Annotated in this window: 11 protein-coding genes; 9 read left to right on the top strand and 2 right to left on the bottom strand. The window is 62.7% G+C overall.

Annotated elements, in window-relative coordinates; translation table 11 throughout:
* Positions 1-32 precede the first annotated feature (32 nt).
* From ftsH to OKW20_RS25820, 7 genes are all read left to right on the top strand, one after another.
* Positions 33-1,976, top strand: a complete 1,944-nt coding sequence (gene ftsH, locus OKW20_RS25850; RefSeq protein ID WP_429114663.1) for an ATP-dependent zinc metalloprotease FtsH — start codon at positions 33-35, stop codon at positions 1,974-1,976.
* Positions 1,977-2,292: 316 nt separating this feature from the next.
* Positions 2,293-3,645, top strand: a complete 1,353-nt coding sequence (gene glmM, locus OKW20_RS25845) for a phosphoglucosamine mutase (protein ID WP_429176763.1) — start codon at positions 2,293-2,295, stop codon at positions 3,643-3,645.
* A gap of 374 nt (positions 3,646-4,019) precedes the next feature.
* Entirely contained in the window at positions 4,020-4,844 is an 825-nt protein-coding gene (locus OKW20_RS25840) for an outer membrane protein (protein WP_429114661.1), read from the top strand.
* A gap of 188 nt (positions 4,845-5,032) precedes the next feature.
* Positions 5,033-5,866: an outer membrane protein gene (locus tag OKW20_RS25835; protein ID WP_429176761.1), complete on the top strand. Its 834-nt coding sequence runs from the start codon at positions 5,033-5,035 to the stop codon at positions 5,864-5,866.
* Between the two features lie 253 nt (positions 5,867-6,119).
* Complete coding sequence (locus OKW20_RS25830) at positions 6,120-7,298, top strand: phosphoserine transaminase (RefSeq protein ID WP_429176759.1); 1,179 nt, start codon at positions 6,120-6,122, stop codon at positions 7,296-7,298.
* 131 nt (positions 7,299-7,429) lie between these two features.
* A complete protein-coding gene (gene serA / locus OKW20_RS25825; protein WP_402325406.1) occupies positions 7,430-9,025 on the top strand; it encodes a phosphoglycerate dehydrogenase in 1,596 nt (531 codons plus the stop codon).
* Positions 9,026-9,144: 119 nt separating this feature from the next.
* Positions 9,145-9,651 (top strand): GNAT family N-acetyltransferase, encoded by a 507-nt coding sequence (locus OKW20_RS25820; RefSeq protein WP_192450685.1) that lies wholly within the window; start codon positions 9,145-9,147, stop codon positions 9,649-9,651.
* Between the two features lie 44 nt (positions 9,652-9,695).
* Here the strand turns inward: OKW20_RS25820 and OKW20_RS25815 are convergent, their stop codons facing one another.
* Positions 9,696-11,510 carry a methyl-accepting chemotaxis protein gene (locus tag OKW20_RS25815; protein ID WP_429176756.1) on the bottom strand — a complete coding sequence of 605 codons (1,815 nt, stop codon included), beginning with the start codon at positions 11,508-11,510 and terminating at the stop codon, positions 9,696-9,698.
* Between the two features lie 126 nt (positions 11,511-11,636).
* Positions 11,637-12,518, bottom strand: coding sequence for a DMT family transporter (locus OKW20_RS25810; RefSeq protein ID WP_043623231.1), 882 nt, complete (start codon positions 12,516-12,518; stop codon positions 11,637-11,639).
* A gap of 204 nt (positions 12,519-12,722) precedes the next feature.
* On the opposite strand from OKW20_RS25810, the gene OKW20_RS25805 reads away from it, so the two are divergent.
* Entirely contained in the window at positions 12,723-14,021 is a 1,299-nt protein-coding gene (locus tag OKW20_RS25805) for an adenylosuccinate synthase (protein ID WP_034806437.1), read from the top strand.
* 63 nt (positions 14,022-14,084) lie between these two features.
* On the top strand, positions 14,085-16,403 hold the full coding sequence (locus tag OKW20_RS25800; RefSeq protein WP_429176752.1) for a hypothetical protein: 2,319 nt from the start codon (positions 14,085-14,087) through the stop codon (positions 16,401-16,403).
* Positions 16,404-16,482: the final 79 nt, after the last annotated feature.

Raw genomic sequence — 16,482 nt, 5'->3', positions numbered from 1 at the left:
TGCGCGGGTCGTGACAGGTTCCGGGGAGTTCGATGAACCCTAATTTTCGTAATCTTGCCCTTTGGGCAATCATAGCGCTTCTGCTGATCGCGCTGTTCAGCATGTTCCAACAGCCGACGGAGCGCACCGGCTCGCGCGAGATTCCGTTCTCGCAGTTCCTGAAAGACGTGGATGCGAGCCGCGTCAAGGAAGTCGTGATCACCGGCTCGAAAGTGATCGGCAGCTATTCCGAAAGCGGCGCAACCTTCCAGACCTACGCGCCTTCAGTCGATACGGCGCTCACCGAGCGCCTTGAAGCCAAGGACGTGACGGTCACGGTTCGCCCGGAAACCGACGGTTCGTCCGGGTTCCTCAGCTATATCGGTACCCTGCTTCCGATGCTTCTGATCCTTGGCGTCTGGCTGTTCTTCATGCGCCAGATGCAGGGCGGTTCGCGTGGCGCCATGGGCTTTGGCAAGTCCAAGGCCAAGCTTCTGACCGAAGCGCATGGCCGCGTCACCTTTGACGACGTCGCCGGCGTCGACGAAGCCAAGCAGGACCTGGAAGAAATCGTCGAATTCCTGCGCGACCCGCAGAAGTTCCAGCGCCTCGGCGGTCGCATTCCGCGCGGCGTGCTGCTCGTCGGCCCTCCCGGTACCGGTAAGACGCTGCTGGCCCGCTCGGTTGCCGGCGAAGCCAACGTGCCGTTCTTCACGATCTCCGGTTCGGACTTCGTCGAAATGTTCGTCGGCGTCGGCGCCAGCCGTGTGCGCGACATGTTCGAGCAGGCCAAGAAGAATGCACCCTGCATCATCTTCATCGACGAAATCGACGCCGTCGGTCGCCATCGTGGCGCCGGCCTCGGCGGTGGCAACGACGAGCGTGAACAGACGCTCAACCAGCTGCTAGTCGAGATGGACGGCTTCGAAGCCAATGAAGGCATCATCCTGATCGCGGCGACCAACCGTCCTGACGTTCTCGACCCGGCTCTTCTGCGTCCGGGCCGCTTCGACCGGCAGGTCGTCGTGCCGAACCCGGATATCAACGGCCGCGAACGCATCCTCAAGGTGCATGTACGCAACGTGCCGCTGGCGCCGAATGTCGACCTCAAGGTGCTCGCACGTGGTACGCCCGGCTTCTCCGGTGCCGACCTCATGAACCTCGTCAACGAGGCTGCCTTGATGGCCGCCCGTCGCAACAAGCGTCTTGTCACCATGCTCGAGTTCGAGGATGCCAAGGACAAGATCATGATGGGCGCGGAGCGTCGTTCGTCGGCGATGACCGAGGCCGAGAAGAAGCTGACCGCCTATCACGAAGCCGGTCACGCGATCCTTGCGCTCAACGTTCCCTCGGCCGATCCGCTGCACAAGGCGACGATCATCCCGCGTGGTCGCGCGCTCGGCATGGTCATGCAGCTGCCGGAAGGCGACCGCTACTCGATGAGCTACAAGTGGATGGTCTCGCGTCTTGCCATCATGATGGGTGGGCGCGTCGCCGAAGAACTGACTTTCGGCAAGGAGAACATCACTTCGGGCGCATCCTCGGATATCGAGCAGGCCACCAAGCTTGCCCGTGCGATGGTGACGCAATGGGGTTTCTCCGACCAGCTTGGCCAGGTTTCTTATGGCGAGAACCAGCAGGAAGTCTTCCTCGGCCACTCCGTTGCCCAGCAGAAGAACGTGTCGGAAGCGACCGCCCAGAAGATCGACAACGAAATCCGTCGTCTGATCGATGAGGCCTACGAGACCGCCCGCAAGATCCTGACGGAGAAGAACCACGAGTTCGTGGCGCTTGCCGAAGGCCTGCTCGAATACGAAACGCTGACCGGCGAAGAAATCAAGGCGCTGATCCGCGGCGAGAAGCCGGCACGCGATCTCGGCGACGACACGCCGCCGCATCGTGGCTCGGCCGTTCCTTCGGCTGGTCCCAAGAAGGAAGGTTCGGCGGGCAACAAGGGCGAAGAGTCCGAAGGCGGGTTCGAGCCGCAGCCGCAATAACCGACACCTGTCGGCCATGTATTGAAGCCGCCGTTCCTTGAGTGGAGCGGCGGTTTTTCGTTGGCGATTTTCTACCTGGCATTTGGTAACGGGATGTAATGATTTCTGATGCTAGGCTCGCTGCCGTTTGCTGCGCTTTTGTGTCAAAGAAGACTCATGTGTTGCGATCGCATGGCCATAGATGGGCATGACGATCCGAGGCGTACGGCAACCGCCGATATGAAATGAGGTCCGGTCAATGAAACCCAGTCGCGCACCCCGCAGACAGGCGAAGCTGGCAAAGCCAGCGCTGACCCGGCAGAACGATGGAGCTCTTATGAAGCGCAAGTATTTCGGCACTGACGGTATTCGCGGCCAGTCCAACATGTTTCCGATGACTCCGGACCTGGCGATGCGGGTCGGCATCGCCGTCGGTACGATCTTTCGCAATGGCGCCCATCGTCACCGGGTGGTGATCGGCAAGGACACGCGTCTTTCCGGCTACATGCTCGAAAACGCGATGGTGGCGGGCTTCACCGCCGCCGGTCTCGACGTCTTCCTGCTCGGGCCGATCCCGACGCCGGGCGTGGCCATGCTCACCCGGTCGCTTCGCGCCGATATCGGCGTGATGATCTCGGCGTCCCACAATCCCTTCCAGGACAACGGCATCAAGCTTTTCGGCCCTGATGGCTACAAACTCTCCGACGATATCGAACAGAAGATCGAAGCGTTGCTCGATCAGGACCTCTCTGGACAGCTGGCAAAATCCGAAGACATCGGCCGGGCGAAGCGCGTCGATGGCGACATCTATCGCTACCTGGAACACGCAAAGCGCACGCTGCCACGCGACGTCACGCTGCAGGGTCTGAGGATCGCCATCGATTGCGCCAATGGCGCGGCCTACAAGGTGGCTCCGACCGCTCTTTGGGAACTGGGCGCCGAGGTCGTCAGCATCGGCACCGAGCCGAACGGTCTCAATATCAACCTCGACTGCGGCTCGACGCATCCGGCTGCCCTTTCCAAGAAGGTCCATGAAGTGCGCGCCGAAATCGGCATTGCGCTCGACGGCGACGCCGACCGCGTGCTGATCGTCGACGAGAACGGCACCGTCATCGATGGCGACCAGCTGATGGCCGTCATTGCCGACAGCTGGGCCGAGGACGGCATGCTGCGCGGTGGCGCCGTTGCGGCCACCGTCATGTCCAATCTCGGTCTCGAGCGCTACCTGAAGGGGCGCGGCATTGACTTGCGCCGCACCAAGGTCGGCGACCGGTACGTCGTCGAGCAGATGCGCCAGGACGGCCTGAACGTCGGCGGCGAGCAGTCGGGCCACATCGTGCTGTCCGACTTCGGCACGACCGGCGATGGTCTCGTTGCCGCACTGCAGATCCTTGCGGTGATCAAACGCCAGGGCAAGGCCGTCAGCGAAGTGTGCCATCGCTTCGAGCCGGTGCCGCAGGTCTTGAAGAATGTTCGTGTTTCCGCCGGCAAGCCGCTTGAAGACGCGACCGTGCGCCAGGCGATTGCGGACGCGGAGGCGGAGCTTGCGAAATCTGGTCGTCTATTGATCCGCCCGTCCGGCACCGAGCCGCTGATCCGCGTGATGGCGGAAGGCGACGATCGCGGCCAGGTCGAGCGCATCGTCGACGAACTGGTCAACGTCATCGGCAGCGTGCGCAACGCGGCTTAAACGTCAGACCTTTGGTTTCCCTCCAGGGCCGGTGCGTTGCACCGGCCTCTTTTTTGTGCGGATGGTGCGTCAGCCATGCGCCGCGTCGGAGACTTTTCCCCGTGCGGGCGCGTCGCTTGCCGGGCATCTGCTTCCAGCCATGCGCAACCTAGCGCTTTGTCCTGCCAAACTATTTAGGTGTGTCTTACGGATGCTCCGTTGCCGTCAGTAACGTCGCACGACAACTACAAGAATAGATCCGATGTTTAACAAACTCGGTAAACGATTGTAGTTAATCGGAACTTAACCTTTGCTCCTCATTATCCATAACCAACAACGGGATTTGGGCACCGGTTTCATGGTGAGCCAAGCAACGAAATGTATTGGAGTGGGCCATGAAGAGAATTTTGAGTGGCGTTGTTGCTATATTGCTCAGCGGCACGGCAGCTTACGCTGCAGATGTCTATCAACCGCCAATGGAGCCGGTGCCGGAACAGCCGGTCGAGGTCATCCAGACCAGCGGCTGGTACCTGCGCGGTGACGTCGGCTACGCCTGGAACAACCTGCGTGGTGCGAACTACTACCAAGGGGGCCCCGGCGGCTCCATCACCAATTTCGAAACGGCCGATATCGATGATTCCTGGGTCGCCGGCGTCGGTGTCGGTTACCAGTTCAACAACTATCTGCGCGCCGACATCACGGCCGACTACTGGGGCAATGCCGACTTTGCCGGTTCGACCCTGGGTGGCTGCGGCAGCGTGGCCGGTCCTTGCCGATCGCGTGACATAACTTCGGTTTCCGCCTGGAGCCTGATGGCGAACGCCTATGTTGACATCGGCACCTACGGCGCCTTCACGCCTTACGTCGGTGCCGGTATCGGTGCCACCCACGTCAAGTGGGACAAACTGCGCAACACCAGCTGCAGCATCGCCGATCCCAGCCAATGCGACCCGACGACGGGTCATGACGGCGAGAGCAAGTGGCGCTTCACCTATGCGCTGATGGCCGGTACGGCCATTGACCTCACCTGCAACCTCAAGGCCGACGTTGGCTACCGCTTCCGCCAGGTCGACGATGGCGACATGTTCGGCTACGCCAATGGTGGCGGCCCGGGCTTCGACAAGGGCTTCTACATCCATGAGGCACGCGCCGGTCTGCGCTACTCGTTCGGCAGTGTCTGCGAAGTGCCCTACGAGCCGGAGCCGATCGTCTACAAGTGATCGACCAGACCAGATGATACAAAAGGCCACCTTCGGGTGGCCTTTTTCGTTGCCGCCAATCTTTGCTGGTTTCCTAACGGGCATGGTTAACCGGGGGTTAACCAGTCGCTGCCAATAGTTAACGCTGAACGAAGCGGTGACGGCAGTGCGCCATCCCGCACCGATAGCAGTGGTGAGAGGGCATGGGCATGGATTGGCGAAACGGGTTCTGCGGGGCCGCTTTTGGTGCCGGCCTGCTCCTTTCCGGCGCGGCATTCGCTGCCGATGAGGAGCTCCTGAATGCGCCGGAGATCACCATCGAAAAAGAAGCGGCTGGCGCCAGCGCGATCTACCTGCGCGGCGATATCGGTTATGCGCCCTGGCGTAGCGAGGGCGATCCCTATTACCGAACCTTCGATGCAGGCACGTCGACATACGACAGCACCACTTTCGACAACGCCCGTTTCGACAAGCCGTTCTCCGGCTCGCTTGGCGTCGGCTACCAGTTTGCCGACACGTTCCGTGCCGACCTGACGGCGGAGTATTTCGAGGGCCGGTTCAACGGTTCGTCATCGTCGACCGCCCCTTGCGCGGGGCAGGGGGCGGGAACGTCCTGCGCATTTTCAACCGGGGCTGATTATTCCGCTCTTGGCCTGATGGCGAACGCCTATGTCGATTTCGGCACGCTCGCGGGCTTTACCCCCTATGTCGGCGCCGGTCTCGGCGCAACGCGTCTCAATTGGGATACGGCGGTCGAGCGGGCGACCTGCGTTGCCGGTGGCGGCGCCTGCGCTGGAGCGCCCGGCTCCACCTCCTACGAGGGGCGCGATAGCTGGCGGTTTACCTATGCTCTGATGGCCGGCGTTTCCTACGATCTCAGCGATCAGCTGAAGCTCGATGTCGGCTACCGCTACTCCCATATCGCAGATGGCGGAATGTTCGGCTTTGGCACTGAGGCGCTTGCCGGCGCGCGGGGTGACAAGGGCTTTGACGATGGACTTTCGCGTCACGAAATCCGGGCGGGTCTGCGCTTCTCGTTCTAACGCCATCGGCCTCGGAAAGATCGGGCAGGTTTGCCGCGTTCTTGACCTCAGGTCTTTCAGCCTGTTGCCCACATGAAGGCAGCCTCCGGCAACAATCGCTCTGCGGTGGCGGCCTGCCTTTTCATATGTTGCTCGCGACGCCATAAATTTTGTCGATTGCGACAAAGCGCTTGACTTCCGGTCCCACCCTCAATATCGACGACGGCGGGACACCCTTCCCCAACGAAGGGCTATCTATCTGGAAGGATAGCACATGGCAAAGCCTGCACAGCCGGACCTCCGTCCGAACAATACCCATTTCTCTTCTGGCCCTTGCTCGAAGCGCCCCGGTTGGACGCTCGACGCTCTCTCCGATGCTCCGCTCGGTCGTTCGCACCGCGCCAAGATCGGCAAGACGAAGCTTAAGCAGGCCATCGATCTTACCCGTGACATTCTTGAAGTGCCGGCCGATTACCGCATCGGTATCGTGCCCGCTTCCGATACCGGCGCCGTCGAAATGGCGCTCTGGTCGCTGCTGGGCCAGCGCGGCGTCGACATGGTCGCCTGGGAAAGCTTTGGCGCCGGCTGGGTGACCGACGTGGTCAAGCAGCTGAAGCTCGCCGACGTTCGCAAGTTCGAAGCCGCCTATGGCGAACTTCCCGATCTTTCCAAGGTCGATTTCGACCGCGACGTGGTCTTCACCTGGAACGGCACGACCTCGGGTGTGCGTGTGCCCAACGGCGACTTCATCCCGGCAGACCGCAAGGGCCTGACGATCTGCGACGCGACCTCGGCCGCCTTCGCGCAGAACCTCGATTTCGCCAGGCTCGATGTCGTCACCTTCTCCTGGCAGAAGGTTCTGGGCGGCGAGGGCGCCCACGGCGTCATCATCCTGTCGCCGCGCGCCGTCGAACGCCTTTTGACCTACGTTCCGGCCTGGCCGCTGCCGAAGATCTTCCGCATGACCTCGGGCGGAAAGCTGATTGAAGGCATCTTTACCGGCGAAACCATCAACACGCCGTCGATGCTTTGCGTCGAAGATTACATCGATGCGCTGCTTTGGGCGCAGCAGGTCGGCGGGCTCAAGGGCCTGATGGCCCGGGCTGATGCCAATGCGCAGGCAATCTTCGATTTCGTCGCCGCCAACGATTGGATCGCAAACCTGGCGGTCAAGGACGAGACCCGCTCCAACACCTCGGTCTGCCTGAAGATCGTCGACAAGGACGTGCTCGCGCTCGACGCCGACGGACAGGCGGCCTTTGCCAAGGGCGTGGTTGTGCTCCTCGAAAAAGAAGGCGTCGCCTTCGACATCGGCCATTACCGCGATGCCCCGTCCGGTCTTCGCATCTGGGCCGGCGCCACGATCGAGGCCGCCGACATGAAGGCGCTGATGCCGTGGCTGACCTGGGCTTTCGAGACCCAGAAGGCAACGCTGGCACAGGCCGCGGCCTGATCGGACAAGGGTGAGGACAATGAACTTCGCCCGCATCTCACACTGATTTGAGTGATCCGCTTCGCTCCCGATGGGAGCGAGGCCTGGCTAACCGCATTTCCATTCAGACCTGATCTTTAAGGAGGCCTTCCATGGCACCTCGCGTTCTCGTATCCGACGAACTGTCGGAAACCGCCGTCCAGATCTTCCGCGATCGCGGCGTCGAAGTCGATTTCCAGCCGAAGCTCGGCAAGGACAAGGACAAGCTTGCCGAAATCATCGGTAACTACGACGGCCTCGCCATCCGCTCGGCCACCAAGGCGACCGAAAAGCTGATCGCAGCTGCGACCAACCTCAAGGTCATCGGCCGCGCCGGCATCGGCGTCGACAATGTCGACATTCCGGCTGCTTCGCGCCGCGGTATCATCGTGATGAACACGCCCTTCGGCAACTCGATCACGACCGCCGAACATGCGATTGCGCTGCTCTTTGCCGTTGCCCGCCAGCTTCCGGCCGCCGATACCTCGACGCAGGCCGGCAAGTGGGAAAAGTCCCGCTTCATGGGTGTCGAAATCACCGGCAAGACGCTCGGCGTCATCGGCGCCGGCAACATCGGCTCCATCGTCTGCTCGCGCGCCATCGGCCTGAAGATGCACGTTCTCGCCTACGACCCGTTCCTCTCCAAGGAGCGCGCCGAGGAAATGGGCGTCACCAAGGTCGAGCTCGACGAACTGCTCGCCCAGGCCGACTTCATCACCCTGCACGTGCCGCTGACCGACAAGACGCGCAACATCCTGAGCGCCGAAGCGCTTGCCAAGGCCAAGCCGGGTGTGCGCATCGTCAACTGCGCTCGCGGCGGTCTTGTCGACGAGAAAGCGCTTGCCGAAGCGATCAAGTCGGGCCATGTCGCCGGTGCCGGCTTCGACGTCTTCGAGGTCGAGCCCGCGACCGAAAGCCCGCTCTTCGGCCTGCCGAACGTCGTCTGCACGCCGCATCTCGGCGCTTCGACCACGGAAGCCCAGGAGAACGTCGCGCTGCAGGTGGCTGAGCAGATGTCGGACTACCTGGTCAAGGGTGCCGTCTCCAACGCCATCAACATGCCGTCGATCACGGCTGAGGAAGCGCCGATCCTGAAGCCGTTCATCCGGCTTGCCGACGTTCTCGGCGCCTTCGTCGGCCAGGTGACGGAAAGCGCGATCAAGGAAATCGAGATCCTTTATGACGGCTCGACCGCCGGCATGAACACCAAGGCGCTGACGAGTGCCGTGCTTGCCGGTCTGATCCGACCACAGGTTGCCGACGTCAACATGGTTTCGGCGCCGGTCATGATCAAGGAAAAGGGCATCATCCTGTCCGAGGTCAAGCGCGACAAGACCGGCGTCTTCGACGGCTACATCAAGCTGACGGTGAAGACGGCGAACCAGACGCGTTCGGTTGCCGGCACGGTGTTCTCGGACGGCAAGCCGCGCTTCATCCAGATCAAGGGCATCAACCTCGATGCGGATGTCGGCAGCCACATGGTCTACATCACCAACACCGACGTTCCCGGCATGATCGGTTTCATTGGCATGACGCTCGGTGATGCCGGCGTCAACATCGCCAACTTCCAGCTCGGCCGCGAGAAGGAAGCCGGTGACGCGATCGCGCTGCTCTACGTCGATGGCGCGGTTTCCGAGGTTGTGCTTGACAAGCTGCGTGCCAATCCGGCAATTCGCCAGGCAAAGCCGCTGGTCTTCAACATAGATTGACGCCAGCCCAGCAAGTGGCAGCACCGTCTGCCACTTTGCCGACCCACTCACGGGACATATCGAGGACGCACCGGCCGACCGCCGGTGCGTTTTCCTGTTTCGAACGCATGTGACGAGAAATGACCGAAATGACATTCCGCTGGCGCGAGGCAAGCCTGCCCGACCTCGCCTCCGTATCGGAGATCCAGCTCGTGGTTCACCAGGCCTTTCCCGAGGATGACGCCGTTCTCGCCGACCGCATCGCGCTCAGCCCTGCCGGTTGTTTCATGCTGGATGCGAAAGGTCTGTCGCGCGGTTATGTGCTGAGCCACCCATGGCTTCGCGGTGCGCCGCCGTCGCTGAACAGCATGCTTGGTGAAATCCCTGAGGCCGCCGACACGTGGTACATCCATGACCTCGCGCTCCTGCCGGAAATGCGCGGCTCCGGGGCAGGGGGCGGCGTGTTGCCGATGCTTGCGGATGTCGCTCGCACGGAAGGGTTCCGGTCGATGTCGCTCGTTTCCGTCAACGGATCCCGCGGCTTCTGGGAAAGACAGGGCTTTGAGGTCCGCATGGACGAACGGCTGGCACAGAAGCTTTCAAGTTACGGTGACGACGCGCTCTACATGGAGCGGCACCTCGTCTAAAATGAAAATGGCGCCGATCGGCGCCATTTTCGTTTTGTGCTGGATCAGGCCGCCCGCTGCGTCGCGGGCCGCCATACCTTTTCCTCGACGGTGAACTGGGCAAGCCGGCCGGAAAGCACGTTGCTTTCGCCGGCGAGTGTCTGGCTTGCGGCCGAGGTTTGCTCGACCATGGCAGCGTTCTGCTGGGTCATCTGGTCCATCTGGTTGACGGCGGTGTTGATCTCCCGCAGCCCGACCGACTGTTCGCGCGCTGCCGTCGCAATCGCGACGATACGGTCGTTGATCTCGTTGACCCGCCGCTCGATGTCACCGAGCGCCGAGCCGGTCGCCTCGACCAGCCGTACGCCGGCCGAAACCTCGACGCCCGACGCGGTGATCAGGCCCTTGATCTCCTTGGCGGCCGTTGCCGAGCGCTGCGCCAATTCCCGCACTTCCTGCGCGACGACGGCAAAGCCCTTGCCGGCATCCCCCGCGCGCGCCGCTTCGACGCCGGCGTTCAGCGCCAGAAGGTTTGTCTGGAAGGCGATGTCGTCGATCACGCCGATGATTTCGCCGATCTTCGAAGACGAGTTCTCGATACGGCCCATGGCAGTGATGGCGTCGCGAACGACCTCGCTCGAGGTGGCCGCACCCTTGCGAGCCTCGGCGACCATGCGGGTCGCCTCCTCGGCACGGTTGGTGGAGTTCTGCACCGCCGAGGTGATTTCGTCGAGCGCGGCTGCGGTTTGTTCGAGCGACGCTGCCTGCTGCTCGGTACGCTGCGACAGGTCGTTGGCTGCACGGCTAATCTCATTGGCATTGCCGGTGACAACAGAGGTGGAATCGGCGATCGCGCTCACCGTCGAGCGAAGTGCGGCGACGGCGGTGTTGAAGTCTTGGCGCAGCTTTTCGTAGTCGGCGCCGAGATCCGGCACGTGGGTGGTGAGGTCGCCGCTCGCCAGCCGCTCGAGCGCACCGCCGATGGTGCTGACGACATGGGCCTGTACGCGGGCGGTCGCCTGCTGCATTTCCTCGTTGGCGCTGCGCTCACCGTCGAGCGCCACCTGCTGTTCGCGTTGGCGAACCTCAAGCGCGTTGCGTTCGATCACCGAGGCGCGCAGCACGACAAGCGCGTCGGCCATGTGGCCGATCTCGTCGCGGCGGTCGGTATCGGGGACTTCCGAACGGGTGTCATTGTTCGACACTTCGAGCATCACGTCCTTCAGCCGGTTGATCGGCCGGCTGATCGAGCGGCCGATCGCCATGGCGGCGGCAAGCGTCGCGATCGCGGCGATCGCCGTGGTGATGATCGTCATCAGCAGCGACGCATTGTACTTGGCGGCGAGATCGTCGGCGTAGACGCCGGTGCCGACACCCCAGCCCCAGGGCTTGAAGCCCTGGATATAGGAGTACTTCTCGACCGGCTCCTCGTGGCCGGGCTTGTCCCAGTAGTAGTTGACGATGCCGTTGCCCGGGTTCTGTGCCAACGCGATAAGCTCGACGTTGAAGGCCTTGCCGTTGGTATCCTTGAGGCCGCGCACGTCGGTGCCGACGAGCTTCTTGGCGAGCGGATGAGCGATCATCGTGCCGTCGAAGCCGTTGATGAAGAAGTAGCCGTCCTGGCCGAAGCGCATGGCCATGACCGCGGAAATGGCGCGGCTCTGGGCCTCCTCACGCGAGAGCGTGCCACTGCGCTCCTGTTCCTCGAAGCTTGCGATCGTCGAGATCGCCGCTTCGGTGACGTTGCGCAGCATCTGCCGGCGTTCGTCGCTGACTTCCGCGTTGGCAACTTGGGTCTTATAGGCCATGGCCGCCGCCATGAAGACCAGCGCCATCGCCGTCAATAAGTAGATACGTGTCGAAATTCTAATGTTTTTCACTGCCTTAGCCCCAAGGAAAATCCTGGGGGCGACAGAAACACCCATCTGCTAATCAAGCCTTAAGTCACCTCCCGAGTTCTAGCGATTGCATCGCCAGAAACTTACCCGGCAGGCGGGAGGCTCCGGCTAGCGCGGGCGACCCTTTTCGGCGATCGCAATCCCTCCAAGCACCAGGAGCAGCGCGACAAGGTGGAAGAGGTGAAAGGTCTCGCCGATCAGCATCACCGACAGCAACGTGCCGAAAACGGGAATGGCGTTGATGAACAGGCCGGCGCGGTTGGCGCCGATCATCTCGACACCACGGACATAAAGCACCTGCGACATCAGCGATGGGAAGATCGCGGCATAGAGCACGATGATCCAGCCGGTGGTATCGGGCGCGATCGCGGTGCCCGTGCCGATCTCCCAGAACAACAGCGGGATGGCGCTCAGGAGCGCGCCGAAGGCGGGGGCTGCAATGAAGCTCTGCCAGTGCATCGTCGGCTTGTAGCGCAGCGCCACGGTGTAGCCTGCATAGACGACGCAGGCCGCGATCATCAGCGCATCGCCGAAGTTGAATTCGAGCGACAGCAGGCTGGTGACGTCGCCATGGGCCGCCGTCACCAGAACGCCGACGAGGGTGACGGTAAAGCCGATCACCTGGGCGATCGACGCCTTCGTTCGAAACAGCACGAAGTTGAAGAGGAAGATCAGCATCGGGATGCCGGCCTGGAGAATGACGGCATTGATGGCGCTCGTATATTTGAGCGCCGAGTAGAGCAGGGCATTGAAGGTCGTGAAGCCGACCACGCCGTAGGCGAGAAGCTGCAGCCAGTGCTTTCGGATCTTGTCCCAGTCGCGCCGGATCTGCGGCGTCATCAGCACCAGGATGACGATGAGTGCAAAGACCCAGCGCAGGGTCGTCAGCATCATCGGGCTCACATGGCCAACGGCCATCTTGCCGGCGACGGAGTTGCCGCCCCAGAACAGAGCGGTGATGCAGAGATAGAAGTAGGCCCTGGAATTCACTATGCTCAGACCTGCATGGGGATGGCGACCGGTTGTCGCGATGGCGGGAGAGCGGAAGATATAGGCTCTAAATCCCGGCCTTGTCATGCAAAAAGGGCGGAACGCCCGACATAACGGGGTCGCTTTCCAGATGACAACACAGTATAGATGCGCGGGTTTGAGAACAGCGCAGCCTCGGTTGCGCGCCTGAACAGGAAGAGAATTATGACGAATGTCGTAGTGGTCGGCTCCCAATGGGGTGACGAAGGCAAAGGCAAGATTGTGGATTGGCTCTCCGAGCGCGCGGATATCGTCGTGCGCTTTCAGGGCGGTCACAATGCCGGCCATACCCTGGTGATCGACGGCGTCAGCTACAAGCTGTCGCTCCTGCCCTCCGGCGTCGTGCGTCCCGGCAAGCTTGCTGTCATCGGCAACGGCGTCGTGATTGATCCGCACGCGCTGATCGCCGAAATCGACAAGCTCGGCAAGCAGGGCATCGCGATCACGCCAGACAATCTGCGCATCGCCGACAATGCCACCCTGATCCTGTCGCTGCACCGCGAGCTCGACGGCATCCGCGAAGATGCCGCCTCCAACAGCGGCACGAAGATCGGCACCACGCGCCGCGGCATCGGCCCGGCCTATGAAGACAAGGTCGGCCGTCGCGCGATCCGCGTCATGGATCTTGCCGACCTCGACACGCTGCCGGCCAAGGTCGATCGCCTGCTGACGCACCACAATGCGCTACGCCGTGGTCTCGGTGAAGCCGAGATCAGCCACGACGCGATCATGCAGGAACTCTCCTCGGTCGCCGCCAAGGTGCTGCCGTTCATGGACACCGTCTGGGTTCTGCTCGACAAGGCGCGCCGCAAGGGCGCGCGCATCCTGTTCGAAGGCGCTCAGGGCACGCTGCTCGACATCGACCACGGCACCTATCCGTTCGTCACCTCGTCGAACACGGTCGCCGGCCAGGCTGCCGCCGGTTCGGGCATGGGCCCGGGCTCGCTCGGCTACATCCTCGGCATCACCAAGGCCTATACGACGCGCGTCGGTGAAGGTCCGTTCCCGACCGAACTTACCGACGAAATCGGCCAGTTCCTCGGCGAAAAGGGCCATGAGTTCGGCACCGTGACGGGCCGCAAGCGCCGCTGCGGCTGGTTCGATGCAGCCCTGGTACGCCAGTCGGTTGCCGCCAACGGCATCACCGGCATCGCGCTCACCAAGCTTGACGTTCTCGATGGTCTCGACGAACTGAAGATCTGCATCGGCTATACTCTGGACGGGCAGCAGATCGACCATCTGCCGGCAAGCCAGGCGCAGCAAGCTTCGGCAAAGCCAGTGTATGTTACGCTTGAAGGATGGAAAGAATCGACGGTTGGCGCACGCAGCTGGGCAGATCTTCCGGCGCAAGCGATCAAGTATGTCCGCCAGGTGGAAGAACTGATCGGTGCACCGGTTGCTCTTCTTTCGACCAGCCCGGAGCGGGACGACACAATACTTGTGACGGACCCCTTTGAGGACTAGTGTCGGCGAACTGACATTGCGTCGTGATCGCAAAGACATACCTGGGCGTATGAGAAAGTACTAATGGCGGATTTTGTTGCAGTTATTCGCAGGACCGTTGACGGCCTGTCGGAAAACACACCTGAAATGCGGGACAGGGTATACGAGAAGGCGCGCGCGGCCGTGCGCCGCCAACTCGAAAACATGAACCCGCGTCCGTCGGACGACATGATCAATCGCCAGCTGGCGAAACTCGAAAATGCGATTGCCGAGGTCGACAGCGAACATGCCGAGGCCTTGCCGGCGCTCGACGAGCCCGAGGTTGCCGAGGCGGAGACCGTCGAACCGGTTGCCTCGGAGCCAGCAGTAGAGCACGTTCCGGAACCGGAACCGGAACCGGAACCGGAACCGGGAGCTCAGCCTGTACAGGTTGTCGAAAGCGAGCCGGTGGCTGTTGCCGATGCGGTAGAGCAGCCCGCAGCGGAACCGGAAATCGCCGCCGAGCCCTACCACCCTGTCGAGGCCTATGAGGCGCCGACGCATGTGGTGGAGCCGGAGGCCGAGCCGGTCGAGGAAACTCCGGTCGAGGCGGTAGAATACGAACCGGCCGTTGAGCCTGCCGAAGCTGTTGAGCCGCCGCTGGACGAAACTCCCGTCGTCGTTCAGCCGCACGAAGACGTGCAGGCCTATGAAGCGCCCGAATATTCGGAGCCGGTGACAGAAGCGCAGGAAACACCGGTGCCTTCCCCGGAGGTCGAGACGCAGCACCATGCCGCGCACGAGCCGACCTGGGATGAAGTGCCGGCTGCAAGTACTGAGCAGAAACCGGCCCTCTCCGAGTGGGACCTGCCCGAATGGGAGACCGTTGGTCCGACCTCGACCGTCGCGCCGGTCACCGAACACATCGGCGAAGAGCGCGCCACGGAGACCCACGACCCGGACACCGCGCCCGAGCTTTTGGGGATGCATCCGGTCGCCGAGCCGGAGCAGCAGGCCCCTGAGGTGACGCCCAAGGCGGACCCCGTGCGCGGCTGGTCGTTCGACGACAATGACCCCTTTGCGCCGATCGAAGAGCGGCGGGCCGAGAAGACTTCAGAACCGGAGATCAGCGACTGGTCGTGGCCGGTCGAAAAGCCTGTTCAGGCGGCTGCCGCACCGGCGGCGCAGAACCAGCAGGAACGCGCCGGTACCGCTTGGGATCACATTGACGATCTGCTCGGCTTCGAGGACGCGGCCAACGCTGCTGCGGCGGGAGCCGGAGCAACGGCGGCAGCGCGCGAGCCGGAACGGGCTGGCGAAGCAATCCCGGCAGCGCCAAGGCCGACATCATACCGGGCCACGCCGAAGCCGTCGCGTTTCAGCGTAAAGCGTCTCGTCATTGCGGGCGTCGCCCTGCTCGTGCTTGGCGGCGGCGGATTTGCCTATTGGCAGAACCGCGAGGCCGGCAACGCCTGGATTTCCGGCATGGTGTCGTCGATAAGCTCGGCGGTGTCCGGCATTGGCGGAACGCCGGCCGAGCAAAGCACGCCGCCGCAGCCCGCTGGCGAAACGGCCACCCAGCAACCGGCCGCGCATGACGATACGGTTGCGCCGGACAACAACTCGACGAAGTTCACGCAGCGCCTGATGGCGGACGGATCGGAGACCGACGACGGCCCGGCCAACCCAACGGGCGAGAGCGCTGCGCAGGAAGGCAAGTCCGTGGCGCCGCAGACGGAAGCAGGCAAGCCTGTCGAAGCGGCGAGCGGTCAAGGTGGCACGGCCGACCAGGCCGGAGCGCCCGCGACTGGCCAGCCGGCCGGCCAGCCGAACCAGCCTGAAGTCGCCCTTGCCACCGGCGAGAAGATGTTCCTCTACGAGGAGCGTCTCGGCCAGTCTTCGCCCACGGCCGTTCCGGGAACCGTGGCGTGGTCGGTGAAGGAGGAATCGCCCGGTGGCGATGCCAAGCCCGAGCCGGCGATCCAGGCCCAGATCACCGTTCCGGACCGCGGCCTGACCGCGCTGATGACGATCAAGCGAAACGCGGATCCGTCGCTGCCGGCAAGCCACGTCATCGAGTTCGTGTTCTCGCTGCCGTCGAATTTCGAGGGCGGCGCCATCGACAGCGTCCAGCGCGTATCGATGAAGCGGACCGAGCAGGATCGGGGAGACGCCCTGATCGCGGTTCCGGCCAAGATCACCGACGACTTCCATATGATCGCTCTGAACGATGCGACGGACGCCATCGGCAACAACACCCAGCTGCTGCGCAGCCGCAGCTGGATCGATATCCCGCTGACCTACCGCAACGGTCGCCGTGCGCTTCTGACGCTTGAGAAGGGGCAGAGCGGCACGGATGCCTTCAACCAGGCCATGCGCGCCTGGTCGGCGACGGGTACGGCTGCCGAGAGCAACAGCCAGTAAGCTCGACAAGAACCGAAGATACAAAAAACCCGGCGGAAGCAACCGCCGGGTTTTTTGTTGGGTTTCGCGTTCTTGAAGC

The organism is Ensifer sp. LBL (assembly GCF_050435225.1).
GTDB lineage: Bacteria > Pseudomonadota > Alphaproteobacteria > Rhizobiales > Rhizobiaceae > Ensifer.
Note: the sequence above shows the minus strand (reverse complement) of the source record. Positions and strands in the feature narration are given on the sequence as shown.